This window comes from Helicobacter pylori (assembly GCA_008032955.1).
Taxonomy (GTDB): domain Bacteria; phylum Campylobacterota; class Campylobacteria; order Campylobacterales; family Helicobacteraceae; genus Helicobacter; species Helicobacter pylori_DC.
This window is the reverse complement of record CP032046.1, coordinates 207175-233782: the sequence shown is the minus strand read 5'-3', so window position 1 is coordinate 233782 and position 26608 is coordinate 207175. Positions and strand designations below refer to the sequence as shown.

Sequence of the window (26608 nt, the reverse complement as noted above, 5' to 3'; positions counted from 1 at the left end):
AAGTGCGATCTTGCAAACAGATTTTTGATAAGGGTTTAAAGCCCTATTATAAACATTCTGTTTGCTTAAAGCCTTTTTTTAGGTTTTGTTTTCTTAAAACTCATGCTTTTAAACAGCGTTATAGAGCGTTTGATCTAACGCTCTTTCCTTGTAAGTTTTTTAACGCTTGTGAGATTTTTATTCCCATAATGGACTTTAAAATCGTTTTTATTCCCATTCTAAAAGCCAAGTTAAAAAGAATTTCTAATGCCTATTAACCCTCTCTATCTTTTCCCTAATCTTTTCACCGCTAGCAGTATTTTTTTGGGCATGATGAGTATTTTTTACGCTTCCAGTTATCAATTTGTCATGGCGTGCTGGTTAGTGGTAGCGAGTCTTATTTTAGACGGGCTTGATGGGCGTGTCGCAAGGCTTACCAACACCACCAGCAAGTTTGGTATTGAATTTGACTCCCTAGCTGATGTAATCGCTTTTGGAGTGGCTCCGAGCTTAATCACTTACTTTTATGTGGGGTATAACTTTGGGCGCATAGGCATGGCAGTGAGCGCGTTGTTTGTGATTTTTGGAGCGATACGATTAGCGCGATTCAATATCAGCACCAACACAAGCGACCCCTATTCTTTCATCGGTATCCCCATTCCTGCTGCGGCGGTATTGGTGGTGCTTTGTGTGTTATTAGATAACAAATACCATTTTTTAGAAGGCAATACCGAAAAGTTATTTTTAAGCTTTATTGTCTTATTGGGGGTGCTTATGGTGAGCAATATCCGCTACCCTAATTTTAAAAAAGTCAAATGGAATCTCAAGCTTTTCATCTTAGTGTTGATTTTTTTATCGTTAGTGTTTGTGCGCCCTTTAGAAGCTTTAAGCGTGTTTATGGGGTTGTATTTGATTTATGGCATCATTCGGTGGCTCTTTTTAATGGTAAAAATTATTTTTAATAAAAATAAAAGTGCATGAAAGAATCTTTTTACATAGAGGGAATGACTTGCACGGCGTGTTCTAGCGGGATTGAACGCTCTTTAGGACGTAAAAGTTTTGTGAAAAAAATAGAAGTGAGCCTTTTAAATAAGAGCGCTAACATTGAATTTAACGAAAATGAAACCAATTTAGACGAAATTTTTAAACTCATTGAAAAACTGGGTTATAGCCCTAAAAAAACTCTAGCGGAAGAAAAAAAAGAATTTTTTAGCCCTAATGTTAAATTAGCGTTGGCGGTTATTTTCACGCTTTTTGTGGTGTATCTTTCTATGGGGGCAATGCTTAGTCCTAGCCTTTTACCTGAAAGCTTGCTTACGATTAACAACCATAGTAATTTTTTAAACGCTTGCTTACAGCTTATAGGCACGCTCATTGTCATGCATTGGGGGAGGGATTTTTACATTCAAGGGTTTAAAGCCTTATGGCACAGACAACCTAACATGAGTAGCCTTATCGCCATAGGCACAAGCGCTACTTTAGCTTCAAACCTGTGGCAATTGTATTTCGTTTATACGAATCAGTGGTCTTATGGGCATTATTATTTTGAAAGCGTGTGCGTGATTTTAACGTTTGTGATGGTGGGCAAACGCATTGAAAATGTTTCTAAAGACAAAGCCTTAGACGCTATGCAAGCCTTGATGAAAAACGCCCCAAAAACCGCCCTTAAAATGCAAAACAACCAACAGATTGAGGTTTTAGTGGATAGCATTGTGGTGGGGGATATTCTAAAAGTCCTCCCTGGAAGCGCGATTGCAGTAGATGGCGAAATCATAGAAGGCGAAGGGGAATTAGATGAGAGCATGTTAAGCGGCGAAGCGTTGCCGGTTTATAAAAAAGTCGGCGATAAAGTCTTTTCAGGGACGCTCAATAGTAACACGAGTTTTTTAATGAAAGCCACGCAAAACAACAAAAACAGCACCTTGTCTCAAATTATAGAAATGATCCATAACGCTCAAAGCTCAAAAGCAGAGATTTCTCGCTTAGCGGATAAGGTTTCAAGCGTGTTTGTGCCAAGCGTGATCGCTATCGCTATTTTAGCGTTTGTGGTGTGGCTCATCATCGCACCTAAGCCTGATTTTTGGTGGAATTTTGGCACCGCTTTAGAAGTGTTTGTATCGGTTTTAGTGATTTCTTGCCCTTGCGCTTTAGGGTTGGCTACGCCTATGAGTATTTTAGTGGCGAACCAAAAAGCGAGTTCTTTAGGATTATTTTTTAAAGACGCTAAAAGTTTAGAAAAAGCAAGGCTAGTCAATACGATCGTTTTTGATAAAACCGGCACGCTCACTAACGGCAAGCCTGTCGTTAAAAGCGTTCATTCTAACATAGAATTATTAGAATTATTAAGTTTAGCAAACAGCATTGAAAAGAGCAGCGAGCATGTCATTGCTAAGGGGATTGTAGAATACGCAAAAGAGCATGACGCCCCCTTAAAAGAAATAAGCGAAATTAAAGTGAAAACGGGTTTTGGCATTAGCGCTAAAGTAGATTATCAAGGCGTTAAAGAAATCATCAAAGTGGGCAACAGCGAATTTTTTAACCCTATTAACACGCTAGAAATTCAAGAAAACGGGATTTTAGTGTTTGTGGGTAGAGCGATCAATGAAAAAGAAGACGAGCTTTTAGGGGCGTTTGTTTTAGAGGATTTGCCCAAAAAAGGCGTGAAAGAGCATATCGCTCAAATCAAAAATTTAGGCATTAACACTTTTCTTTTGAGCGGAGACAATAGGGAGAATGTCCAAAAATGCGCGCTTGAATTAGGGATTGATGGTTATATCAGTAACGCTAAACCACAAGACAAGCTCAACAAGATCAAAGAGCTTAAGGAAAAAGGGCAGATCGTTATGATGGTGGGCGATGGCTTGAATGACGCTCCTAGCCTTGCTATGAGCGATGTGGCGGTGGTGATGGCTAAGGGGAGCGATGTGAGCGTGCAAGCAGCGGATATTGTGAGCTTTAATAACGACATCAAATCGGTTTATAGTGCGATCCGATTAAGCCAGGCGACCATTAAAAATATCAAAGAAAATTTGTTTTGGGCTTTTTGTTATAATAGCGTGTTTATCCCTTTAGCTTGTGGGGTTTTCTATAAGGCTAATATCATGTTAAGCCCGGCGATTGCGGGTTTAGCGATGAGCTTAAGCTCTGTGAGTGTGGTTTTAAACTCCCAAAGGCTAAGGAATTTTAAAATTAAGGATCATTGAATGAAAGTTACTTTTCAAGTGCCAAGCATTACTTGCAGCCATTGCGTGGATAAGATTGAAAAATTTGTGGGCGAAATTGAAGGCGTGAGCTTTATTGATGCGAGCGTGGAAAAAAAGAGCGTGGTTGTAGAATTTGACGCCCCAGCGACACAGGATTTGATTAAGGAAGCCTTACTAGATGCGGGGCAAGAAGTAATATAATAAAGGTATGTGATATAGAAGTAGTGGGGTAATGATAAAGATGGTTTGATATAAAATAAGCTAGAGACCGCAACGTTCAAAAGGGTTGTTGTCTTTTAATGCTTTGTTTGGGTGTTTTTACGCCCTTCAATGGTGATTTATCATAACAATAAGAGAGAAAATTATCGTATTTTCCCCTTTTCTTACTCCAATTTTTTATACATACGGATCTGCTTGTTCAAACCGCTGATTACACCACCAATCAAAGAAAGGGAGTCGCGAGATAAATGGCTTTTGAATGATGAGCGAATAAGTTCACAGATTTTAACAAACAACATGCATAGCTCCATCAGGTTTTTTTATTGTCAACGAGACTTAAGCCCCTTATGCATCCAATAGGGACAAGAATACGAGAGTGATTATCTTTTAAGTCATTGTCTAGTCGCTGTATTAAGCCATCCATACCCTTTTGGACCCTTTTGGATTATCTCATGCATTATTTCTAAAACACGATATTCCCTTGCTGAAAAAGAACAAGATGAATGCATGGTGTAGAGTCTATTGCTTATTTTGCTTAGCCTCTCTGTTAAGTTAGGTAATGATAAATAAAGATTTCTAATGTCTAGCATGACTATCCTTTATTGGCAGTTATCTTATATTAGGCGTTGCCTTAAATTTTGGTAAGATTTATCCATTCCTACACAAATTTCACTAGAATCATCCCGCTAAATGCGTTGTTTTTGTAAAATTCTATGCGATAGATCCTTTCTTGCTTGTCCAGTGAAAAGCGTTTTTGAAAATCTTTAAATCTAATCGTATAGCCCGCTTCATTAGGCTTACTCTCATTAGAAACGCTAAAGCCAATCACATTCGCACGGATATTGTCCATAGCATGGATATAAAAACTCTCTTTCACTTCAACCACGCTCCCTATTTTAACCATTTGATCCTTATTGTCAATTTGCATTTTCACTTCTTCTAAAGAATGATCAAACTCTATATAAAAGGGCGATAATCGTGTCATGAGCTTGTTGCCGTATTTTAAAAACACTTCTTGCTTATTTTTGACTAACCCCACAATGTAAGCGTTGCTCTCTATAGGGATTTGCGGGATTTTAGTGTTATTAGGTAAAGGGAAATGGTTGAGTTTAGGGTGCAAGTTAAAAAGGGGCATTTTAGGCAGAGAGCTGATTTTTGCCCATAAGTTTTTATCATTGATTAGGGCATGCACGCTGTTAGGGTTAAGCTCAAAATCGCGCTTAAAAGGGATATTGAGCTGATTGAGTAAGCCCTCAATGGCTTGCAAATGGTAGAACACCCTTGATGCTAAAGGGAGTTCTTTGCTGGCTTCATTGGCAAAAGCGCTCTTTTTTTGATTGATCGCATAAAAAGTTAGGGCTTTTTGCATTTCTGTATCGCCTTGCGCGGTGTGCGTGTTTTTTAAATGATACTTCTCAATGGGGTGCAATAAATGGGCGTTGATGCTCTCAATCGTATTGTTTGCAAAAGAAAGCAAATCAGGGAATTTCGCCCCCTTAACTTCATCTTGATCAATGATAAAGCAATTCCCCCAACGCTTGGGATTGAGCATCGCATCAACATAAACAGGGCGATAATACCCACCACCATCATGCAAGTGCAAGACGGCGTCTATATTGGGTTTTGCAATCAAGGATTTGATTTCTTGGATAGTGGGGTATTCAGGGTCATTCTTGTCTAAAGCGGCAAATTTGCGGTTCATATCCCCATACAAGCCCCTATGATTTCTTAACATGGAAGGCTTATTCAATACCGGAACCACTTCAACCAAGCCTTTTAAAACGCTATAGTGCATTAAAAACAAATTAGTTGCATTAAACCCCCCAGGCTCATCGCCTTGAATCCCTGCTAAAAGCAACAAATGGGGGGCTTTGTCCCTATCCTCTACATTTGTAGGGGCTTTTTCTATCGTTTCTATCGCATGCAAAAACACCCAAGAATACAAACCCCACACCAAAAGCCATATTTTTTTCATCCAATCTCTCTACTATTTAAAACTAAAAGATCGCTAATTATACCTAAAAACCTTTTTAAGGGTGTTTTTTAAAGTTTCCATAAAAAAGGAACGAAAAATGCTTGTGAATGATCAATTCTATTTAAAAGGTTTTTTATGGATATTTTAAAAACTCTTCAAAAGCATTTGGGCGATGTTGAAACAAGCAATTTTACAACCAATGCGATAGAAAAATCCCAACAAATCGCTAAATTCAGTAGGGACATGAAAAATACAAACGAGAGCGTTGGAGCGTTACAAGTCTTGCAAATCGCTTGCAAAAAGCTTTTCAATAAGAGCATGGGTTTAGAAGATAAAGACGCTTTACAAGCTTCTATCATTAAACAAGAATTGCGAGAAATCGTAGAAAATTGCCAGTTTTTAGCCTCCCCTTTGTTTGACACCCAGCTCAACATTGCAATCCATGATGAAGTTTTTTCCATTATTGTGGATAATCCTTTGAATTTATTGGAAAATGTGGGCGGATTTCAAGCTTATTTGGAAGAAAAATTAAACGAAATTAAGGAATTATTAGGTTATTTGAGTGAAAGCCTTTCAAACCCTAAAGCTTTCATGCCAAGTTTTTCAAATAAAAGCCCTAAAGATTTGTTGAGCGATAACTTGAGGACTTAAAATCTAGCCCTCTAATTTAGAAAATTTGATTTTCCATAAAAAGAATGAGCCTAAAAACGCTATTACGAATAAGCCCACCAAGTAATAGCCCAAGTCTGTAAATTCCAAGCCTTGTAAAGTATTTAAAAGGCGGTTTTCAAATTTTAAATGGAGTTTCTCGCTAATAACTTGAAAAAGCTCAATCAACCCGATAAAAAGCGCGATAAACACGCTCAAGGCGGTGATGGAGATGTTGTAGTAGATTTTCCTTAAAGGGGTTTTGAACGCCCAATCATACGCCTTGAGCATGAACGCCCCATCTAAAGTGTCAAACAAACTCATGCCAGCAGCAAAAAGAATGGGTAAAGAGAGCATGCCCACCACACTCACTTTAATCGCGCTGCTAGAGAGGGCCAAAAGCGCGATTTCACTAGCGGTATCAAAGCCTAGCCCAAAAAGAAAACCCACAGGATAAATATGCCACGACTTGGAGACGAAATTAAACAAAGGCTTAAAAAAGCGGTTGAGTAAGCCCCTACTCGTTAAAAGCCGTTCAATTTCTTCGTTTTGTTGCCGGCTCAAGCTTTCATTAGAGTGTGATTTTTTGAAGATTTTTAATAGATCTATTAAAATAATCGCATTCAATAGCCCTATAATGAGCAGAAAAAGCCCAGAAACTAAAGTCCCCACTACCCCCCCTATTTCTTCTAGCATCGGCGTATGCTCTTTAGCCCAAGCGATCGCAAACGCGCTGATAATAGTCATTAAAATCACCACGCTTGAATGCCCCATAGAAAAGTAAAACCCCACACCATAGGCGTTTTTGCCTTGTTGGGTGAGCTTTCTAATGGTGTTGTCTATGCAAGCGATGTGATCCGCATCAAAGGCATGCTTTGCCCCTAGCATGTAAGCCATAGACGCCGCTGCATAAAACGAAGCGTTATTAGCCATAAAGAGCAGTGCTAAACCCAATGCATGCAAGAACACAATCGCTAAAAAATAAGGAAACCACAATTTCACAACGCGCCTTTTTGTAAAAATAATATTTTTTAGATAATTGTAATATATTTTGTTAAATTAGAAAATCTTAGGATTTGTTTTTTGATTATTTTCTGCGAATTGCCCTAGAAAATTTTTAAGGGGAATGAGAGAATTTGAGTTAAAATCAATCGCTTCTTTTAGTTTTTCATATTCTTCTTTGTGTTTTTCCTTTATTTTACCCTTACTATCAAAAACATCTATATTGGTCTTGGTCAAATTCTCTAATCCAAGCGCTTCTAAATAGGCATACAGCATATTTTTTCTTAATGTCTTTAATCGGTTTATAATGTTCTTTATTTTTAATACATTCTAAGTATCTTTCAAAGCATTTAAGAAATTCATCGTGTCTAGCAATTTCTAATAATAGGGTTTCTAAATCACCATCATCTTGATTGTTAGGGAATAAAAAGATTTGTTCTTTTGGAAAATCAATCTCTTTTTCTTTGAATTCTTTACGAATATGCTTAAGCTTGTTATCAAAACCTGCATCGCTTTCTTGGTTCTCTTCTTTTATGTCTGCATCACAAATAATGTACACTTGTTTATATCTGTGGTATTCATTATTTAAAATACTCTTAATATCCTTACACAATCCATCTGAGAATAAGTTATTTTTACCTTCTACATGGAATATATCAAAATGAGCTTGATATTCCCAAACATTAAGACACCAACTTAGAAAATTTTTATCACTTTTTCCTTCTGTATAAATGAGTGTCTTTTTACTCATAGTTATTTTCTTTAAACCTTTCTTTACCTCCAAAAAGATTGGTGCTATTCTTGAAATAAAGAGATAAATTTTCTCCATAATAAGGCTCTGCAACGATTAAATCATCGTATTGTTCCAAGCAAAACAACTTAGTTTGATGCGCAAAATCCTTTTCTCTGATAACTTGATCTAAGATTTCTATAAATTCTTGGCTGTGGGTAGTCATAAACACTTGCAAATTACCATCTTTGTTGTCGTTGATAAAATCAATAACACACCTTAATAATAATTTCATGCGAGAAAAGTGTAAGCCATTCTCCACTTCATCAATATAAATCGTTTTTGCGTTATCAGCCATAAAAGCGCTTACAATATGCAAATATTTCTTCAAACCATCGCCAAATACAGATAATGGGACTTTTTCTTTTATACCTTTCACTTTTAATTTGAGTTGGTTGTTGGTATTAAAGCTAATAGATTGGATATTGTTATCAAATTGATTAAGATGTTTATTTAATTCTTCTTCTAATTGGTTGTTACTGCAAATTTTACTCACCGCTTGAATCATATGAACTTGCCTGTAAGCAACATCGCTAGGTATTATGGTAGCGCTTTCAAAGGGTAAAAGTTTTTGCAATTGATTAGGCTCAAAATTCTTAAATTGCCTGTTGTAGCCTGACTGATTAGGAATTGGTAGGAAATTATAAGTTTTAGTAATATTTAAATGATCGTTATAGATTTCTTTATTGTTTTTCTTAAGAGTGAAATTAAGCTGAGAGGGCATTTGAGTTTGTTCTGCTGTGGGTATTATTTGCGACTCTATTACCTTTTGTTTTTCATTGGCTATGAATTTTATTTGTAAGTCTAAGGTTTGATTGTTGTCTAAAGTTGTGGTGATTTGTATTTTTTTCTCAGTGTCTAAACCATAAAACATTAAGCTTTTTGATTCTGATGTTAAAGGCTCTTTGCGTATATTGTCATAAATTTCTAATACATTAGTGCATGGGTGCATGGATTTTCCCACCAAACAATACAATGCTTCTAACAAATTGGATTTGCCCGCATTGTTTTGGCCGGTGATAATATTAAGTTTGGTAAAACCATCAATTTGAGTGTTCTTAAAATTCTTAAAGTTTTTAATGCGAACAGACTGAATCATTGAACCCCTTTATCCAAACAAAAATTGATGCTAAATTTTCATATTATAACGCATGCAATTACGAAAAAATTTAATAGGAAATAAATAAGAAATCATAAAAATAAAAGCATTATATAAATTATCTTGCTTGGATTAGTTTTTCCCACCCAAAAATTTGATCCATTCGTCTCTATCAATCAAAAGCACTCCGTTAGCTTGAGCCAGTTTTTGAGCGGCCTGTGTGAAGTAGCTGTTGGTGATCACGCAAGCTTTTTCGCAAGCGTAGTAAGCTTTAGAAGAGACCACCTCCTGAATGGCTTTGGGCGAAACTTTATGCGAGTAGCGTTTGGCCTGAACCGCCCACTTGATGCCGTCTTTTTCTATAATCAAATCCGCTCCATAATCGCCGCTTTTTTGCGTGATTGTAACTTCAAAACCCTTTGAAGTGAAAAAGATTTTGGAATATTCTTCAAATTCAAAGCCGTTCATGGCGTCTATTTTTTGCAAAATGCGTTTGAGTTGGCGCTTCTTATACGAAGAAATAACGCCTTGAAATAACACTAACATGGAAAAAACGCCAAGAATTGCCAACAATTTTAAAAGCAAATCATTAGCTGAAGTAACCAACTTCAATTCTAGGGCTTTTTCCAACAAAACATGCCAAATTAAATAAATCCCTACCGAAAACAAAATGACAAAAATAAAAAATAAAACCTTTTTCATGCCCTAAAGCCATGCCGCATTTTCTATAGCGTTCAAACGCTTTTCTAAACCCTCCATAAGAGAATAGTAAGCCTTATTAAGGGCTTTGATTAAAGCGTTATGATAGGATTTGTCTTCTTGGGGAAAAAGAGAGGGGTTATCGCCCAAACGATTAGCGTAATAAACAGGCACGCTGAAAGCGGTGGGGATTAAAAGGGTGTCAAACGGGCAAGCGGTTTGCGGGACGCATTCTAAAATCAAACTCGCTTGAAGGTTTAAAAAACGCATGACGGCTTTTGGGTCAGCGTTAGGCTCAATCGTCTTTTTAAGCCTTTCTTTAATGGCTTTTAAATCCTTAGGACTCTCTTCAAAAGAAAAAAAAACATTGCCTGAAACATTGAAAGTGAGAGCGCTTTTATCTTTTAAAAAATAAGCGATTTGTTGGGTGAGTGCTTTTTTAAATTCTTTTTGGTAAAAGGGTGGCACAAAATGAGCGTTAAAAAAGATTTTAGGGGGGTTTAAAGTGGAAGCGGTTTTTAAAGGGCTGTTTTTGGGGTAATCTTTATATTTTAAATGGAGAGTCGTTTTGTTGAAAAACTGACACCCTAGTAAAATAAAAGCAATACCAACGCTTAAAACCCTTAGCATTCTATCAAACGCCCATGCTCTAATTTCACATGCTTAGTGGCTAATTTAAGCGTGCTTGGGTTGTGCGAGATGAGAATGATCAAGCGGTTTTGTTTCAATTCTAAAATGCTTTGCTTAACGCTCTCTTCTGTGTGATTGTCTAAAGCGGAAGTGGCTTCATCAAAGATTAAAACTTGAGCGTCTTTATACAAAGCTCTTGCAATGGCGATTCTTTGGCGTTGGCCGCCGCTAAGATTAGCGCCAAATTCATCTAAAACGCTCTCTATCCCATGAGGCATTTTTTCCACAAAATCTAAGGCTTGAGCTTTTTTTAGGCATTCTTTGATTTTTACCTCATCAATTTCTAAACCATACGCCACATTTTCAGCCACGCTCCCATTAAAAATAAACACCCTTTGAGTGACAACGCTAATCTTTTCTCTTAAGGATTTTTGAGTGATGCTTTCTATTTTTTGATCATTGATGAAAATTTCGCCTTGGCTTGGCTCATAAAGGCGTAAAATCAGATTCACTAATGAGCTTTTACCGCTCCCGCTTTCGCCCTTTAAAGCGATGATTTCATTTTGTTGGAATTTCAAACTAATATCGCTTAAAACATAACGCTCTTGATTGTCTAGCGCATAAGCGAGCCATACCTTTTTAAATTCTATGGTGTGTATAGAATCATCTAGCGTCAATTCCCCATCAACAATAGCCGGCTCTCTTTCTAAAATCTCATGGATCCTGTCGCTAGCGACTAAGGCTTCTTGAAAATTAGAAACAATCCTAGTTAGGCGTTTGATCGGCGTATAGAGCATAAAAAGGGCCGTGATGAAAGAAAAAAACGCCCCCACGCTAATATGGCCCCTAATGACTTCATTCCCCCCTAAATAGATCACTAACGCTATAGCGATAGAGCCTAAAAACTCCATTAAAGGCGAAGAAATTTCAGCCACGGCGATGTTTTTGATACCGATTTTAAAAAACGCTTCATTTTCTTTCACAAAAGCCTTATGCTCTAATTTTTCGCCATTAGAGATTTTAATCGCTTCCACGTTGTTAAAAACTTCACTCAAACGAGCGGTGATTTTGGCGTTGCTCTCTTGGTGGGATTTAGCGAGTTTTTTAACCTTACGAATGATTTTACTGATAGGAATAGCGGCTAGTGGCATGATCACTAGCCCCACTAACGCTAATTTAGGGCTTTGATAGATCACCACCCCCACTAACCCGACAATCGTTAGCCCTTCTCTTAGGCTCTCTGAAAGGTAATTGGACAAACTCGCTCTGATCAAACCTATATCATTAGTGATCCTTGCGATCAATTCGCCCTTTTTAGTCCTGTTAAAAAAATCCATTTCCATTTTGAGAAGGCTTTCTAACATGGTGTTGCGTATTTTTTTGACAATATCAAGCCCAATAAAGTTAGTGAAATAAGTGCCTAAATACATGCCCCCACTCTTGCCCAAATACGCTAAAATCACTAAAAAAGGCAGGATTTTGAGCATGTGAGTGTCTTTATTGATAAAAATTTCATCTAAAGTGGGCTTGACTAAATAAGTCCCCCAAGCCGTGCTTAAAGCCACCACTAAAGAAGAAAATAAAACCACTATAAAACTTTTATAATGCTCTTTAAGGTATTTAGAATAACGCTTGAAAAAGAGTTTCAAATGCTTAACCTTTGGATTTGATTAAACTTGTATTATAGTGTTTTTATTAAGGGATTTTTAACGCTTTAATAAACAGCTTAAAGCGATTGGTTAGAATTTAGCGCTAAGGGTTGTCATCAAATGACTCCTGTCTGAATAAAGCACTTTAGAGCCGGGCGTGGGTCTGTAACTCCCTACCGTAAAGCCTGCATGCGTCATCACGCCCAAATATTCTAATTTCACGCTCGCTGTCAAACTCTTACTGATCTTATAGCCCACATTAACAGCCGCACTCGCTTCATTGGCTAAAGTGCCGCTAGTCCAACGCCATAAAGTCCCCCACAGCCACTTTTTATGCACGCCCCCACCAAAAACCCAACCAGAGACGACATCAGCGGTTACCACATGGCTTAAGGCTTGCCCTATATCATAAACGCTATTGGTCCAAAAATCAATGCCTAAAGGGTTTCCTGTCGTGCCGATGTAAGCGTTTGCGTTTTTCCACACTTTATAAAACGCTCCTCCAAAATTAAATTCATTGTAATCAAATCGTTGCCTAATGAGCAAGCTTTGCCCAGCAGTGCCAGCTTTCACAGCGTAACGATAAGTATCCCTTCTTAAGGGGGCATGGACAGGGAGTAAAATATAAGCTTTTGTTTCGGATCTAAAGCCCACGCCATCAAAATTAGGGTTACTATCATAGCCTATAGCCACCCCAGGGCTATAATAAGTCCCAGGGGAAAATTGGAAAAAAGGGCTAACGCTAACCCCTTTCCTTTCATAAGTGTAATTCACTAAATGGATACCATAATTCAAAGTGCGCCCGTTTTTAATCACGGTTCTTGGAGAGTAAAAATCATAAATCCATTGCCCATAAGCGAACGCCCTACCCCATGAGCTAAACCACCATAGTTTATGACTCCCCTCATTTTTATCCTTAACTTTAGCGCTGATTTCAAAGCCTTGCGTATAAGAGCTCATATAAGGAGCATTGGATTGATAACGCCCTCCTTTAGCCGTAAAAATATCCTTATAGCGGTATTCTAAAAAAGCGTTATTCATCAAGTAATTACGGCGGATTTTATTAGCCCTAGCGTTCCCGCATGCTATAGAATCAATCACCTTGCCATCAGAACCAAGCGCGCATTCATGGATACTCGTGCCATCAAGCAAGGCTCTTTTACCCCCTAAATAGCCATCCCAATAACCGATGTAGTTATAAATAACCGATCCGCCTTGATTGAATTTCGTGCTGTCATAAGCGATCCCACCGATTGTGCCGCCGACTTTTCCCTCTAAAACATGCCCTTGATCTTTAAGGCTTTTGGATAAAAAATCCGCATAAATATTGCCCTGCCCTACAGCGGTTACAAAAGTCTCTGTAGGATAGATCCCCCTAGCTATGTCAATCTTTTTCTTATTAAAGCCAACTTTAGAAAAGGACTCCGCTAAAACTTCAATTTTATAATCAAACGCTTGCAAAGAAGCGCTTAAACTTAAAACATATAACCCACAAAAAACTTGATTCTTTAAAAGCGTGCTATTTTTCATTTTTTTCCTTTTAATAACCAATACATCTTAAAGACTACAATTCTTAACCGATCTAAAAACAAAGAAGCATAATCAAACTATTTATTTACTTTTAATTAACTCAACTATTTTAAATTATAACGAAATTTTTTTAGTTTCATCATAAAATGAGAGAAATTAAATCAAAATTTAATCAAATTGGGATTTTTGCACCGTTTTACAACCAAACCCATTTTTTAAAAAAATGCCAAAAAGCATTTTTAAGTTTGACAATCAATCTAATAGCAAAAACTCCAACACCGCCATGCGCATTGCCACGCCATTTTTGACTTGCTCTAAGACTTTAGATCGCTCATCTTCTAACACCGCGCTTTCTATATCAATATCCCTATGCACTGGGCCTGGGTGCAAAATAATGATCTCTTTATTTTTAGCATGAGCCTCTAGGCGTTGTTGGGTGATGCAATAAGCGTTGCCGTAATCTTTCAAGCTCGCAAAAATGGGCGCGTTGTGCCGTTCGGTTTGAGTCCTCAAGCTCATTAAAATGTCTGCAAATCCTATCGCTTCTTCAATATTGTGCGTCGTTTTTAAAGGAGTGCTGGGGAGCATGGAGCTTGGAGCGCACAGCATGATCTCAAGCCCTAGCCTTTGGAGCAATTTAATGTTACTATTAGCCACTCTGGAATTTTTCACATCGCCTATAAAAGCGATTTTTTTCCCTTTTAGATTTTCTAAACTGCCAAAATGCTGATAAAGGGTGAGCAAATCTAATAACGCTTGGGTAGGGTGAGCGCTTGTGCCGCTTCCTGCGTTAATCAAGGGGCATTGTGAAAATTCGGCTAATTTAAAAGGCGCGCTTGAAAAAGCATGCCGTGTGATGATAGCGTCAGGCTGCATGGCATGGATATTTTTGAAAGTGTCTGTTAGAGTTTCACCCTTTGAAGTGGAGCTCGTTTGCATGTTTAATTTCACTATTTTTGCCCCCAATCTCAAGCTTGCGATTTCAAAACTAGACACCGTTCTGGTGGAATTTTCAAAAAATAACGCCACGATGATTTTATTGTGCATTTTTTCTCTTGTCTCTAAAGACACGGCGTTAAAATCGTTCGCATAAACGCTCGCTTTGTTTAATAAAAGCTTGATTTCATCCAAGCTTAAATCGCTGGTTTGGAGCAAGTGTCGGCATTTTTTTGGCATAAAACCCCCTTTTAGTTATAATATCGGTTTTATTTTAGCTAAAAATGGCATGGGTTTTAGCAAGGAATGGGCTTGAAAAATCTCTCAATACTTCTGGTGTTTTTATTCTTTTGTTTGGGGTGTGTGAGCAATTTTAATGAAGACACTTACACGCTAGACTTAGTTTTAGAAAAAAAGATCCAAGCCAGCAGGAAAGGCGAAATCACCCAAGATAATGTGCCTATCATCACGGCTATCGCTACGCATTTAAACGATGTGGATAGCGGCACTTACTATGACCATGAGTATTTTTTAGTGGAGATTTTCACGCAAAATAACGACTGGATAGATGATGGTTATATCTCTTATGAACTTTTTGGCACAAAACCTACAGGCTCAGAGCCTTTATGGGTGCGAGAAATCACAAAAGACGAATTTGATGGCATTTTAGAAACCACGAACCGGTGGAGCCGAGCCTTTTTGATCGCTTTTGACAAATTGGATTATTTAGCGGTGCAAGAAGCCAAACTAGAGCTTGATGCCTATAGTTTAGGCAAGATTGTTTTTAATTTCGCTTACCAAGTCCCCTTGCCTCAATTTTAATGCGCCTAGATTACGCCCTATTCAACCAGCATTTAGCAAATAGCAGAGAAAAGGCTAAAGCGTTGGTTTTAAAAAAACAGGTTTTAGTCAATAAAACAGTGGTTTCTAAACCCTCTTTTATCGTTAAAGAGAGTGATCAAATTGAACTCATCGCTACCAATCTATTCGTTAGCAGGGCTGGGGAAAAATTAGGGGCTTTTTTAGAAGATCACTTTATAGATTTTAAAGAAAAGGTCGTTTTAGATGTGGGAGCGAGTAAGGGGGGCTTTAGTCAAGTGGCTCTTTTAAAAGGGGCTAAAAAGGTGCTTTGCGTGGATGTGGGGAAAATGCAATTAGATGAAAGTTTGAAAAACGACCAACGCATAGAATGTTACGAAGAATGCGATATTAGAGGGTTTAAAACGCCAGAAAAAATTGATTTAGCGCTTTGTGATGTGAGCTTTATTTCTTTATATTGTATTTTGGAAGCGATTTTGCCTTTGAGCGGTGAATTTTTAGCACTTTTCAAACCGCAATTTGAAGTGGGCAGAGCCATAAAACGCAATAAAAAGGGGGTGGTGATGGATAAAGAAGCCATTTTGAACGCTTTAGAAAACTTTAAAAACCATTTAGAAACAAAGGATTTTCAAATCTTAACGATCCAAGAAAGCTTAGTGAAAGGGAAAAACGGGAATGTTGAATTTTTTATCCATTTCAAGCGAACCTGAGATTAAAAGCCTAGCTATCGGTAAATTTGATGGCTTGCATTTAGGGCATCAAGCCCTTTTTAAGGAATTAAAAGATCCCAAAGCCCTTTTAATCATAGAAAAAAAACATTACACTAAAGGCTATTTAACCCCCCTAAAATACCGCGCTAAACTCGTGGGCATGCCTTTATTTTTTGTGTATTTAGAAGAGATTTCGCGATTAAACGCCCTAGAATTTTTAGAGCTTTTAAAAAAGAAATTTCCCCATTTAGAACGCCTAGTCGTGGGCTATGATTTCAGGTTTGGGCATGAAAGACAAAATGACGCTTTATTTTTAAAAGAGCGTTTTGAAAAAACCATTATTGTGCCTGAAGTGAAAATCCAAAACATCAGCGTGCATTCTAAAAGGATTAAACTAGCCCTAAGTCATGGCGACTTACTTTTAGCTAACAAGCTCTTAGGCAGGCCTTATGAAGTGTGCGGGGAAGTCATTAGCGATCAAGGCTTAGGGCATAAAGAATTAGTGCCTACTTTAAATATCAAAACCAAAGATTTTATCCTCCCTAGTTTTGGGGTGTATGCGAGTTTGGTGAAAATAAAGGATCAGATTTATCAAAAAAGCGTGAGTTTTATAGGCAATCGCTTAAGCACGGATCACAATTTCGCCATAGAATGCCATGTCCTTGATACTATCATAGAAAACCCGCCTAAAGAAATCGCTTTGCGTTGGGTTCAAAAAATACGAGACAACATGCGTTTTAATTCATTAAAAGAGCTTAAAAATCAGATCCAACAAGACATCTTAAGAGCCAAAGAGATTTTGAGATAATTTGTGTTAAAATGGCTTTCAAAAACCTTAAAAATGGAAAAATTTGATGCAATTGAGTAACGCTGACTTAGAACGATTAAAAAGCATGGCGAACACGCTTCGTTTTTTATGCGCAGACATGATAGATAAGGCTAATAGCGGGCATCCGGGCGTGTGCTTAGGGCTAGCTGATGTGATGGTGGTTTTAAGCTTGCACCTAAACCTTAACCCCACCAACCCTAAATGGCTCAATAGGGACAGGTTGGTTTTTAGCGGAGGGCATGCGAGCGCGTTAGCGTATAGTTTGTTGCATTTGTGGGGCTTTGATTTGAGTTTAGACGATTTAAAGCGTTTCAGGCAATTACACTCTAAAACCCCAGGACACCCTGAATTACACCACACCGAAGGCATTGAAATCACGACAGGCCCTTTAGGGCAAGGTTTTGCTAACGCTGTGGGCTTTAGCATGGCGAGTCAATACGCTCAAAACCTTTTAGACAAAAAAGCCATTTCTCATAAAGTCTATTGCTTGTGTGGGGATGGGGATTTGCAAGAAGGCATTAGTTATGAGAGCGCTTCTTTGGCCGGGCACCTTCGCCTTGATAACCTCATTGTGATTTATGACAGCAACCAGATCAGCATTGAAGGCGCTATTAATATTAGTTTTAGCGAACAGGTTAAAATGCGTTTTTTGGCGCAAAATTGGGAAGTGCTAGAATGCGATGGGCATGACTATCAAGCGATTCATAACGCTTTAGAAGAAGCCAAAAAATCCACCAAACCCACGCTTTTAATCGCTCATACGATTATTGGTAAGGGGGCTATTGGCTTAGAAGGGAGTGAAAAAACGCATGGCTCACCCCTAAATAAAGAAGTGTTAAAACAATCCAAAGAAAACGCTCAAATCAACCCTGATGAAAGCTTTATCATTAGCCCAAAAAACAAAATGCATTTTGAAGAAGTGAAAGTTAGGGGCGTTAGTTTAGAAGCCTTATGGGAAAAGTCCTTAAGCCCTAAAACAAAAGAAAAAATCCATGCGTTAAAGAATTTTGATTTTAACGCCATTAATTACCCCACCTTTAAAAAGGGCGAATCTCTAGCCACGAGAGTGAGTAACGGCATGATTTTAAACGCTATCGCTAAAGAATGCGAGGGCTTTTTGGGAGGGAGCGCGGATTTAGCCCCCTCCAATAACACGCATTTGAAACACTCTGGCGATTTCCCTTTAGGGCAAAACCTGCATTTTGGGATCAGAGAGCATGCCATGGGGGCTATCACCAACGCTTTAGCGGCGTATGGCTTGTTTTTGCCTTTTTGCGCGACCTTTTTTGTGTTTAGCGATTATTTAATGCCCAGCATGCGTTTGAGCGCTTTAATGAAATTAAAAGCCCTTTTTATCTTTACGCATGACAGCATTGGCGTGGGCGAAGACGGGGCGACGCACCAGCCCATAGAGCAATTGAGCCATTTACGAGCTTTGCCCAATTTCTATGCTTTCAGACCCAGCGACGCTTTTGAAAATACGGCTTGCATGCAAGTGGCGTTAAGTTTGAACGCTCCTAGCGCTCTTATTTTATCGCGCCAGAATTTGCCCGTGCTAGATGAAGTCTCTAAAGAGCAGGTTCTAAAAGGGGCGTATGTTAAACACCACTCTAAAGATCCCATTATCACGCTCGTTGCGAGCGGGAGCGAGGTCTCTTTAGCTTTAGAGAGCGCTAAGATTTTAGAGCGAGAAAATATCCCCACTCAAGTGGTGAGCGCACCATGCTTTGACTTGTTGGTAGAGCAAGATGAAAGCTATTTTAAAGAACTCTTTAAGGGTAAAGTCTTAGTGATTGAAGCGAGCCGTGCGATAGAGTGGTATCGTTTTGCGGATAAAATCATTGGCATGGATTCTTTTGGGAGCTCAGCAAAGGGCGATAAACTCTTTGAAAAATTTGGCTTTAGCGTTGAAAACATTACCATTCAAGCGAAAAGATTACTCAACGCATGAACTTAGAAAAACTTTTTTTAGAAAAAACCCCCCTATTTGTTTTTAGCTCCACCAGGCGTTTGAAACATTTCTATTTAGAGCAAGGCGAAGGGTTTTTGCCTAGCGCAATGAGCATGGGGAGTTTTTTTGAACAGGCTTTTTACATCCCTAATAAAAAGAAAATCCCTAAAAACGCACGCCAAATTTTAATGATAGACACCATTAAAGCCATCGCTAAGGAAAAAAAATCCATTCTTGAAGGGCTTTTGCTTTTTGAAAACAGCTTTTTGGGGTATTTGGAAAGCACTTCTTTTTTGTTTGATTTGTTTGATGAGTTAAGTTCTGCTTGTATCAAGCTCAATGAACTTTCTTTTAAAGACATTTACTTGGATTATGAAAAGCATTTAGAAGTCTTAGAAATGATTTATGATCGCTACATTAAAAAACTAGAAAAATTAGGCTTTTATGACAAAATCATGCAAGAAAAGCCCGCCATTTTAAAAGAATTTTTTGAGCATTTTTCCTCCATTGAATGGCATTTAGACGGCTTTATGAGCGTTTTTGAAAGGCAATGCCTGTTAGAAGTGGCCGAGTTAGTGCCTATCACTTTACACCTATCTTGCGATAAATACAACCAAAAATTCTTGGAATTTTTGAATCTCAAGTTGGAGACGGATTGCGATTATTCTATAGATTTTAAAACCCAAAAGATTCTCTCCCAGACACCCAAGCGCCAAAAAATAGAGCCAAAGCTTTATGCTAACTCCAGTTATTTAAAACAAAGTGCTTTAGTTTTACAAACCATAGAAGAATATTTGCAAAAAGATAACGACCCTAATAAAATGGCAATCATCACGCCCAATGCGGATTTTTTACCTTTTTTAAAACTCTTAGACAAAAACAACAATTTGAATTTCGCTATGGGCTTAGGGGCTAAAAACAGCCCTTATTATACAGAGCTTGTAAAAATCTTAGAAGATTTACAAACAAGCGATTTTAATTTAAGCGAGTCTGCGTTATTGGATTTAGAAAATATTACGCTCCCGCTTTTAGAACAACAAAGCTCTAAAGAAAAAGCTCCCTTAAAAGAAGTGCATTCTCAAATCATGCACCAGTATCATCTTTTAAAAGACACGCTTCAAAACTACAGCCTTAAAGATTTATTGCATTTGTATTTGCAAGAATTTGAAGCCAACTTCCGCTTAGACGATTCTAGTGGGGGCAAAATACGAGTCATGGACACTTTAGAAACAAGGGGCATGCAATTTGATAAAGTGGTTATTGTGGATTTTAATGAAACCTGTGTGCCAAGTCTTAAAGATTGCGATTTGTTTTTGAACTCTGCTTTAAGAAAATCGCTCAACCTCCCCACTTTATTGGATAAGAAAAATTTGCAAAAACACTATTACTACCAACTCTTTAAAAACTCTAAAGAAATAACACTTTCTTATATAGAGAGTGAAACTTCAAAAGTCTCTAACATGCTTTTAGAATTGGATTTACACACAGAGCCTATCAAAGACGCTTACACGCTTTTTGCACCAAGCCCCTTAAAAGACTACCAAGAAGAAGAAATCAAAGCCGCTATCCCTAAAGATTTTAGCTTTAGTGCTAGCTCATTAAACGCTTTTTTAACTTGCAAGCGCCGTTTTTACTACCACTACATGAAGTGCTTCAAAGAAAGCCCTAAAGATGAAAACAATAGTGCTGTGGGCAGTTTGCTCCATGAACTTTTAAAAGAGGCTTATGAAAAAGATAAAAACCCCTATGCGTTAGAAGAGAGGCTCATTTGGCTCTTAGAAACAAGAGAAAACATTACCCCTAAAGAGCGTTTAGACACTCTTGTAGCGCTCAAAAAATCCAGGCTTTTTATGTTAAAGAAAAAGAACGCTTTAAGGCAAAAATCAAAATCCTTGATCTTGAAAAAAGCTTTGAAACAACCATTCAAGGCGTTGCGTTTAAAGGGTGCATAGACAGGATTGACAAAACGGCTGACAATGAGATTATTTTATTGGATTACAAATTCAAAAGCGATTTGAAATTAGACAACATGAGTAAAACACAAAGAGGAGGCTTAAGCCCCATAGAAATCGCTCAAATCAGCACCGATTATCAAATGGCTATCTACGCGTGCACTCTTAAAAATTTGGGCTACAAAGAGCCTATAAAAGCCTTTTTTTATGATTTGAGGAAGGGCGAGTTGCTAGAAGAAGACGAGCTTATTTTACAGGCTAAAATGGATCATTTGGAATTTTCTCTTATCCCCAAGCTCAAACAAGAAATTGATTTTGAAAAAACTTTAGAGCTTAAAGATTGTGAGTATTGCTCTTTTAAAGACATGTGCAACCGATGAAATCTAAAAAACTTTATTTGGCTTTAATCATAGGGGTTTTATTAGCGTTTTTAACCCTATCTTCATGGCTGGGTAATAGCGGTTTAGTGGGGCGTTTTGGGGTGTGGTTTGCCGCAATCAATAAAAAATATTTTGGGTATCTTTCATTCATTAATTTACCCTATTTGGCGTGGGTTTTATTCCTTTTATACAAGGCTAAAAACCCTTTTACAGAAATCGTTTTAGAAAAAACTTTAGGGCATCTATTAGGTATTTTATCTTTACTCTTTTTGCAATCTAGCCTGTTGAATCAAGGGGAAATCGGCAACAGCGCGCGTTTGTTTTTACGCCCTTTTATAGGGGACTTTGGGCTTTATGCGCTGATAACGCTTATGGTAGTTATTTCTTATTTGATTTTATTCAAACTACCCCCTAAAAGCGTTTTTTATCCTTATATAAACAAAACGCAAAGCCTTTTAAAAGAGATTTATAAACAATGCCTACAAGCCTTTAGCCCTAATTTTAGCCTGAAAAAAGAGGATTTTGAAAACACCCCACCAGATATTCAAAAAAAGAAACCAACAACGACAAAGAAAAAGAAAACCTTAAAGAAAACCTTATTGATGAAAACCACAACACCCCTAACGAAGAATCGTTTTTAGCGATCCCTACCCCCTATAACACGACTTTAAACGATCTAGAGCCGCAAGAAGGCTTGGTTCAAATTTCCCCTCACCCCCCTACCCATTACACTATTTACCCTAAAAGAAACCGATTTGATGATTTGACTAACCCCACTAACCCCCCTTTAAAAGAACCTAAGCAAGAAACCAAAGAAAGAGAACCCATGCCCACAAAAGAAACTCTTACGCCCGCCACGCCCAAACCTGCCACACTCAAACCTATCATATCAGCACCCATCATGCCCACATCTGCACCCAACCTAGAAAATGACAACAAAACAGAAAACCAAAAAACCCCCAACCACCCCATAAAAGAAGATGATTTACAAGAAAGCCCACAGGAAAACCCACAAAAAGAAAATATAGAAGAAAATATAGAAGAAAAAGAAAATCTCAAAGAAGAAGAAAAAGAAACACAAAACGCTCCAAGCTTTAGCCCACTAACCCCCACAAGCACTAAAAAACCCGTTATGGTTAAAGAATTGAGCGAAAATAAAGAGATATTAGACGGGTTAGATTATGGCGAAGTGCAAAAACCCAAAGATTATGAGCTTCCCACAACGCAATTATTGAATGCGGTTTGCTTGAAAGAAACTTCTTTAGACGAAAACGAGATTGACCAAAAAATCCAGGATTTATTGAGCAAACTGCGCACCTTTAAAATTGATGGCGATATTATCCGCACTTATTCAGGCCCTATTGTAACCACTTTTGAATTCCGCCCAGCCCCTAGCGTTAAGGTGAGCCGTATTTTAGGCTTGAGCGATGATTTAGCGATGACTTTATGCGCTGAATCCATTCGCATTCAAGCCCCTATTAAAGGTAAAGATGTCGTTGGCATTGAAATCCCTAACAGCCAAAGCCAAATTATTTATTTAAGAGAAATTCTAGAGAGCGAATTGTTTCAAAAATCCAGCTCGCCTCTAACTCTAGCTTTAGGCAAAGACATTGTGGGTAACCCTTTCATCACGGATTTAAAAAAGCTCCCCCACTTGCTCATCGCCGGCACGACAGGAAGCGGTAAGAGCGTGGGCGTGAATGCGATGATTTTATCCTTACTTTATAAAAACCCCCCGATCAACTCAAATTAGTGATGATAGATCCCAAAATGGTAGAATTTAGCATTTATGCGGACATCCCTCATTTACTCACGCCCATTATCACCGACCCTAAAAAAGCTATCGGGGCTTTGCAAAGCGTGGCTAAAGAAATGGAGCGCCGATACTCTTTAATGAGCGAATACAAGGTTAAAACCATTGATTCCTATAACGAGCAAGCCCCAAATAACGGCGTTGAAGCGTTCCCCTATTTGATTGTGGTGATTGATGAATTAGCGGATTTGATGATGACAGGGGGCAAAGAAGCGGAGTTTCCTATCGCTAGAATCGCTCAAATGGGGCGAGCGAGCGGCTTGCACCTCATTGTAGCGACCCAACGCCCAAGCGTGGATGTCGTAACCGGCTTGATTAAAACCAACTTGCCTTCAAGGGTGAGTTTTAGGGTAGGCACTAAAATTGATTCTAAAGTGATTTTAGACACCGATGGGGCGCAAAGCTTGTTAGGAAGAGGCGATATGCTCTTTACTCCCCCAGGAACAAACGGGTTAGTGCGCTTGCATGCCCCCTTTGCCACTGAAGATGAAATCAAAAAAATCGTGGATTTTATTAAAGCCCAAAAAGAAGTGGAATACGATAAAGATTTCTTGCTAGAAGAATCGCGCATGCCTTTAGACACCCCTAACTATCAAGGCGATGACATTTTAGAAAGGGCTAAAGCGGTGATTTTAGAAAAAAAGATCACTTCTACGAGTTTTTTACAACGCCAATTAAAAATCGGCTACAACCAAGCCGCCACCATTACGGACGAATTAGAAGCTCAAGGCTTTTTATCCCCAAGAAACGCCAAAGGCAACAGAGAGATTTTGCAAAACTTTTAGGTTTTGTTTTCATTGGATATTGGCAATAAAAACATTATTTTTAATTTTTAAAAAGTTACCGCTTGCTTTTCGCAAGCCCTTTATGATTGGTTTTAAAAATGCCTTTGCACATTTTTTAGGCTTTATTACCAATCCTTTATTAAAAACAAAAACTTTTCTCAATGATACAAACGACACCAACCTTTCATCTATTAATCAAATATTATCTGTGGTTTCCCTAACTCCTAGTAAAATTACCTAAAAATTTCATATTCAAGGATAGCCATGAACCCCCAGATTCAACCCGCCACCAAAAAACCCTTAAAATCCCTTTTAGCTGCTAGTTCAGGTAATTTAGTGGAATGGTATGATTTTTACGCTTATGCGTTCCTTGCCCCTTATTTCGCTAAGGAATTTACCCACACTAACGACCCCACTTTAGCGCTCATCTCAGCTTTTTTGGTTTTCATGCTAGGGTTTTTCATGCGCCCTTTGGGGAGTTTGTTTTTTGGTAAATTGGGGGATAAAAAGGGGCGTAAAACTTCTATGGTGTATTCCATTATCCTTATGGCGCTAGGCTCTTTCATGCTCGCATTGCTCCCCACTAAAGAAATCGTAGGGGAATGGGCGTTCTTGTTTTTATTGTTAGCCAGGCTTTTACAGGGCTTTAGCGTGGGAGGAGAATATGGCGTGGTCGCTACTTACCTCTCTGAATTAGGCAAGAATGGTAAAAAAGGTTTTTATGGCTCTTTTCAATATGTAACTTTAGTGGGAGGGCAGCTCTTAGCCATTTTTTCACTCTTTATCGTTGAAAATATTTACACGCATGATCAAATCAGTGCGTTTGCTTGGCGTTATTTGTTCGCTTTAGGGGGCATATTAGCCCTACTCTCACTCTTTTTAAGAAATATCATGGAAGAAACTATGGATAGTAAAACAACTTCCAAAACCACCATTAAAGAAGAAACCCAAAGAGGCAGCCTAAAGGAATTGCTCCACCATAAAAAAGCCTTAATGATAGTCTTTGGGCTAACTATGGGAGGGAGTTTGTGTTTTTATACTTTTACGGTGTATTTAAAGATCTTTTTAACCAACAGCTCATCATTCAGCCCTAAAGAAAGCAGTTTCATCATGCTTTTAGCACTCTCTTATTTCATCTTCTTACAGCCCTTATGCGGGATGCTTGCAGATAAAATCAAACGCACCCAAATGCTGATGGTTTTTGCTATCACAGGGCTTATTGTAACGCCCGTTGTCTTTTATGGCATCAAGCATGCCACTAGCGTGTATGAAGCCCTATTTTATGAAATACTCGCATTAAGCAGCATGAGTTTTTACACTTGCATTGCTGGGGTCATTAAGGCGGAATTATTCCCTGAACATGTGCGAGCGCTTGGCGTGGGTTTGGCCTATGCGATCGCCAATGCGCTTTTTGGAGGGAGTGCCAGCTATGTAGCGTTAGAGTTCAAACAACATGGTTTTGAAGCGGGGTTTGTGGGCTATGTCATGTTGAGTATTATTATCTTTATGGTTATGGTTATCATATTCCCTAAAAAAACCTATTTGGAATGAATCTGTTTTTATTTGATTTTTGCTATAATTTTTCCTTTTAAAAGGATTATTCGCATGCAAAATGGGTATTATGCGGCCACAGGAGCTATGGCGACACAATTTAACCGCTTGGATTTAACCTCTAATAATTTAGCTAATTTAAACACTAATGGCTTTAAAAGAGACGATGCGATTACAGGCGATTTTTTAAGGCTTTACCAACAATACCGAGAGCAACTGCCCTTAGAAGATCAAACCAAAGCGAGCGCGAAGTATTTAAACCGCAACCTCAATCGTGTGCCTATTTTATCAGAAATCTATACCGATAGGAGTCTTGGTGCGTTTGAAGAAACGAATAACCCCCTAGATTTTGCCCTAACAAGCCCTAACCTCTATTTTGCGATACAAACTAATGAGGGCGTCGCTTATACCAGAGATGGGCATTTCAGCGTGGATAAAGACGGCTTTTTAGTTACTCTTAATGGCTTTAGGGTGCTTTCTCGTTCGGGCTTGAACGAAAAAGGAGGGATCATGCTCATGCCTGACGCTGAAATTGAAGTGGATCAAAATGGCGGAATCACTTTTAGGGATAATGAAGCCCAAATTCAAGCGGGCGCGTTGGCTTTAGTGAGTTTTAGCGAACCAAAAAACCTTAAAAAAATAGGGCAAAACCTTTATACCTATCAAGGCGAAGGCGCTCATCAAGTCTCTGACTCTGGTGCGTTAAAACAATACATGCTAGAAAAAAGCAATGTCAATGCAGTGCGTGAGATGAGTGCTTTGATTGAAATCAACCGCTTTTTGGACATGTATTCTAAAGTGCTAAAAACCCACCAAGACGACATGAACGCTGAAGCGATCAACAAACTCGCTACAAAAGCTTAAATTTTTGGCGATTTTAAAATCCATAGGAGGGTTTTTGCGATACCTAACTCCCTAATAACGCTTTTTTAAAAGCCTTGTTAATCTTTTTTATATAGGATTAGTTTTAAAAGAGTTTAAAGAATTAAATGCCTTTTCTTTTGTAATCGCTTGCAAAGTAGACGGTAACGCAAGCTTCTCTTTATAGCCGCTAACTATTCAACAATGATTCAATTTTAATTATTTCGTTTGTTGTTTAAAACGCTCTTTTTTGTGGTATTCTGTAAGCAACGCCCCCATTTTTCTTGTTATGGCTCTTGCGTTTTAAGCTCGTTTGTGATAGGGTATTCCCATTAAGGTTTGAGGTGCTATAGTTGGTGCCGTTTCTGTAATGGTTAGAGAGTGTCCCAATGGTTTCTAATTCCCTTAATGTTTTTATTGCCCCAATCAAGCTTTTTGATTACCCACTTGATTATCAGCGTTCATTTTAAGATAGAGCCATTTTAAAAAGCTTGTAAAAATTTTCTTTCTGCTTCCACTAAACTAGGGTTTAAGAGCAAGTCATTCTTTAAAGCACTGGTATAGGCGGTGTGTGAGCGAAAACTTTTGTTTTTTAAGT

General features: G+C 38.3%; 21 protein-coding genes and 4 pseudogenes. 14 read left to right on the top strand and 11 right to left on the bottom strand.

Annotated features, from left to right (window positions below; translation table 11 throughout):
* Positions 1–2 precede the first annotated feature (2 nt).
* Genes D2C72_01140 through D2C72_01125 form a run of 4 tightly spaced genes read left to right on the top strand, consistent with a single transcriptional unit; the run spans position 3 to position 3383 of the window.
* Positions 3–257, top strand: coding sequence for a hypothetical protein (locus D2C72_01140; protein QEF43070.1), 255 nt, complete (start codon positions 3–5; stop codon positions 255–257).
* Positions 247–960: a CDP-diacylglycerol--serine O-phosphatidyltransferase gene (gene pssA / locus D2C72_01135; protein ID QEF43069.1), complete on the top strand. Its 714-nt coding sequence runs from the start codon at positions 247–249 to the stop codon at positions 958–960. Before D2C72_01140 ends, pssA begins: the two co-directional genes overlap by 11 nt.
* A complete protein-coding gene (locus tag D2C72_01130) occupies positions 957–3182 on the top strand; it encodes a Cu(2+)-exporting ATPase (GenBank protein ID QEF43068.1) in 2226 nt (741 codons plus the stop codon). Before pssA ends, D2C72_01130 begins: the two co-directional genes overlap by 4 nt.
* Positions 3183–3383, top strand: a complete 201-nt coding sequence (locus D2C72_01125) for a hypothetical protein (protein QEF43067.1) — start codon at positions 3183–3185, stop codon at positions 3381–3383.
* Positions 3384–3793: 410 nt separating this feature from the next.
* Here D2C72_01125 and D2C72_01120 read toward each other — a convergent pair whose 3' ends face one another.
* Entirely contained in the window at positions 3794–3991 is a 198-nt protein-coding gene (locus tag D2C72_01120; GenBank protein ID QEF43066.1) for a hypothetical protein, read from the bottom strand.
* 68 nt (positions 3992–4059) lie between these two features.
* On the bottom strand, positions 4060–5376 hold the full coding sequence (locus D2C72_01115; GenBank protein ID QEF43065.1) for a purine-nucleoside phosphorylase: 1317 nt from the start codon (positions 5374–5376) through the stop codon (positions 4060–4062).
* Positions 5377–5511: 135 nt separating this feature from the next.
* Here D2C72_01115 and D2C72_01110 point away from each other — a divergent pair, with 135 nt between their 5' ends.
* A complete protein-coding gene (locus D2C72_01110) occupies positions 5512–6027 on the top strand; it encodes a hypothetical protein (GenBank protein ID QEF43064.1) in 516 nt (171 codons plus the stop codon).
* 3 nt (positions 6028–6030) lie between these two features.
* On the opposite strand, the gene D2C72_01105 is transcribed toward D2C72_01110, so the two are convergent.
* The 8 genes and pseudogenes from D2C72_01105 to pyrB all read right to left on the bottom strand — a co-directional run bounded on the left by D2C72_01105 (position 6031) and on the right by pyrB (position 14599).
* Entirely contained in the window at positions 6031–7026 is a 996-nt protein-coding gene (locus D2C72_01105; protein ID QEF43063.1) for a HoxN/HupN/NixA family nickel/cobalt transporter, read from the bottom strand.
* Between the two features lie 57 nt (positions 7027–7083).
* Positions 7084–7777 (bottom strand): annotated as a pseudogene (locus D2C72_01100) (hypothetical protein).
* On the bottom strand, positions 7770–8915 hold the full coding sequence (locus D2C72_01095; GenBank protein QEF43062.1) for an AAA family ATPase: 1146 nt from the start codon (positions 8913–8915) through the stop codon (positions 7770–7772). The pseudogene D2C72_01100 and the gene D2C72_01095 overlap by 8 nt, the downstream one beginning before the upstream one ends.
* A 132-nt stretch (positions 8916–9047) precedes the next feature.
* Positions 9048–9617: a restriction endonuclease gene (locus tag D2C72_01090; GenBank protein ID QEF43061.1), complete on the bottom strand. Its 570-nt coding sequence runs from the start codon at positions 9615–9617 to the stop codon at positions 9048–9050.
* Between the two features lie 3 nt (positions 9618–9620).
* Positions 9621–10244 carry a neuraminyllactose-binding hemagglutinin family protein gene (locus tag D2C72_01085; protein QEF43060.1) on the bottom strand — a complete coding sequence of 208 codons (624 nt, stop codon included), beginning with the start codon at positions 10242–10244 and terminating at the stop codon, positions 9621–9623.
* Positions 10238–11893, bottom strand: coding sequence for an ABC transporter ATP-binding protein (locus D2C72_01080; protein QEF43059.1), 1656 nt, complete (start codon positions 11891–11893; stop codon positions 10238–10240). The genes D2C72_01085 and D2C72_01080 overlap by 7 nt, the downstream gene beginning before the upstream one ends.
* Before the next feature lie 90 nt (positions 11894–11983).
* Positions 11984–13423, bottom strand: coding sequence for an outer membrane beta-barrel protein HofB (hofB, locus tag D2C72_01075; protein ID QEF43058.1), 1440 nt, complete (start codon positions 13421–13423; stop codon positions 11984–11986).
* A 252-nt stretch (positions 13424–13675) separates the two neighbouring features.
* A complete protein-coding gene (gene pyrB, locus D2C72_01070) occupies positions 13676–14599 on the bottom strand; it encodes an aspartate carbamoyltransferase (protein QEF43057.1) in 924 nt (307 codons plus the stop codon).
* A 66-nt stretch (positions 14600–14665) separates the two neighbouring features.
* Here pyrB and D2C72_01065 point away from each other — a divergent pair, with 66 nt between their 5' ends.
* The 9 genes and pseudogenes from D2C72_01065 to D2C72_01025 all read left to right on the top strand — a co-directional run bounded on the left by D2C72_01065 (position 14666) and on the right by D2C72_01025 (position 26197).
* Positions 14666–15181: a hypothetical protein gene (locus D2C72_01065; GenBank protein QEF43056.1), complete on the top strand. Its 516-nt coding sequence runs from the start codon at positions 14666–14668 to the stop codon at positions 15179–15181.
* A complete protein-coding gene (locus tag D2C72_01060; GenBank protein ID QEF43055.1) occupies positions 15181–15888 on the top strand; it encodes a TlyA family RNA methyltransferase in 708 nt (235 codons plus the stop codon). Before D2C72_01065 ends, D2C72_01060 begins: the two co-directional genes overlap by 1 nt.
* Positions 15854–16696 carry a bifunctional riboflavin kinase/FAD synthetase gene (locus D2C72_01055; GenBank protein ID QEF43054.1) on the top strand — a complete coding sequence of 281 codons (843 nt, stop codon included), beginning with the start codon at positions 15854–15856 and terminating at the stop codon, positions 16694–16696. The genes D2C72_01060 and D2C72_01055 overlap by 35 nt, the downstream gene beginning before the upstream one ends.
* A 46-nt stretch (positions 16697–16742) precedes the next feature.
* Positions 16743–18668: a transketolase gene (gene tkt, locus D2C72_01050; protein QEF43053.1), complete on the top strand. Its 1926-nt coding sequence runs from the start codon at positions 16743–16745 to the stop codon at positions 18666–18668.
* Positions 18665–21000, top strand: a pseudogene (locus D2C72_01045) (exonuclease). The gene tkt and the pseudogene D2C72_01045 overlap by 4 nt, the downstream one beginning before the upstream one ends.
* Positions 20997–23598: pseudogene (locus tag D2C72_01040) on the top strand (DNA translocase FtsK). Before D2C72_01045 ends, D2C72_01040 begins: the two co-directional pseudogenes overlap by 4 nt.
* A gap of 264 nt (positions 23599–23862) precedes the next feature.
* The gene (locus D2C72_01035) at positions 23863–25149 is read left to right on the top strand and encodes an MFS transporter (protein QEF43052.1); all 1287 of its coding nucleotides are present in this window, start codon (positions 23863–23865) and stop codon (positions 25147–25149) included.
* Positions 25150–25203: 54 nt separating this feature from the next.
* On the top strand, positions 25204–26013 hold the full coding sequence (locus D2C72_01030) for a flagellar hook-basal body protein (GenBank protein ID QEF43051.1): 810 nt from the start codon (positions 25204–25206) through the stop codon (positions 26011–26013).
* A gap of 4 nt (positions 26014–26017) precedes the next feature.
* Positions 26018–26197 (top strand): annotated as a pseudogene (locus D2C72_01025) (hypothetical protein).
* Between the two features lie 48 nt (positions 26198–26245).
* Here D2C72_01025 and D2C72_01020 read toward each other — a convergent pair.
* Positions 26246–26440: a hypothetical protein gene (locus tag D2C72_01020; protein QEF43050.1), complete on the bottom strand. Its 195-nt coding sequence runs from the start codon at positions 26438–26440 to the stop codon at positions 26246–26248.
* Positions 26441–26608 lie beyond the last annotated feature (168 nt).

Coding starts and splice junctions, on each gene's coding strand:
- pssA (QEF43069.1), top strand. CDS start 247: ATGCCTATTAACCCTCTCTATCTTTTCCCTAATCTTTTCACCGCTAGC.
- D2C72_01130 (QEF43068.1), top strand. CDS start 957: ATGAAAGAATCTTTTTACATAGAGGGAATGACTTGCACGGCGTGTTCT.
- D2C72_01125 (QEF43067.1), top strand. CDS start 3,183: ATGAAAGTTACTTTTCAAGTGCCAAGCATTACTTGCAGCCATTGCGTG.
- D2C72_01120 (QEF43066.1), bottom strand. CDS start 3,991: ATGCTAGACATTAGAAATCTTTATTTATCATTACCTAACTTAACAGAG.
- D2C72_01115 (QEF43065.1), bottom strand. CDS start 5,376: ATGAAAAAAATATGGCTTTTGGTGTGGGGTTTGTATTCTTGGGTGTTT.
- D2C72_01110 (QEF43064.1), top strand. CDS start 5,512: ATGGATATTTTAAAAACTCTTCAAAAGCATTTGGGCGATGTTGAAACA.
- D2C72_01095 (QEF43062.1), bottom strand. CDS start 8,915: ATGATTCAGTCTGTTCGCATTAAAAACTTTAAGAATTTTAAGAACACT.
- D2C72_01090 (QEF43061.1), bottom strand. CDS start 9,617: ATGAAAAAGGTTTTATTTTTTATTTTTGTCATTTTGTTTTCGGTAGGG.
- D2C72_01085 (QEF43060.1), bottom strand. CDS start 10,244: ATGCTAAGGGTTTTAAGCGTTGGTATTGCTTTTATTTTACTAGGGTGT.
- hofB (QEF43058.1), bottom strand. CDS start 13,423: ATGAAAAATAGCACGCTTTTAAAGAATCAAGTTTTTTGTGGGTTATAT.
- pyrB (QEF43057.1), bottom strand. CDS start 14,599: ATGCCAAAAAAATGCCGACACTTGCTCCAAACCAGCGATTTAAGCTTG.
- D2C72_01065 (QEF43056.1), top strand. CDS start 14,666: ATGGGCTTGAAAAATCTCTCAATACTTCTGGTGTTTTTATTCTTTTGT.
- D2C72_01060 (QEF43055.1), top strand. CDS start 15,181: ATGCGCCTAGATTACGCCCTATTCAACCAGCATTTAGCAAATAGCAGA.
- D2C72_01055 (QEF43054.1), top strand. CDS start 15,854: ATGTTGAATTTTTTATCCATTTCAAGCGAACCTGAGATTAAAAGCCTA.
- tkt (QEF43053.1), top strand. CDS start 16,743: ATGCAATTGAGTAACGCTGACTTAGAACGATTAAAAAGCATGGCGAAC.
- D2C72_01035 (QEF43052.1), top strand. CDS start 23,863: ATGAACCCCCAGATTCAACCCGCCACCAAAAAACCCTTAAAATCCCTT.
- D2C72_01030 (QEF43051.1), top strand. CDS start 25,204: ATGCAAAATGGGTATTATGCGGCCACAGGAGCTATGGCGACACAATTT.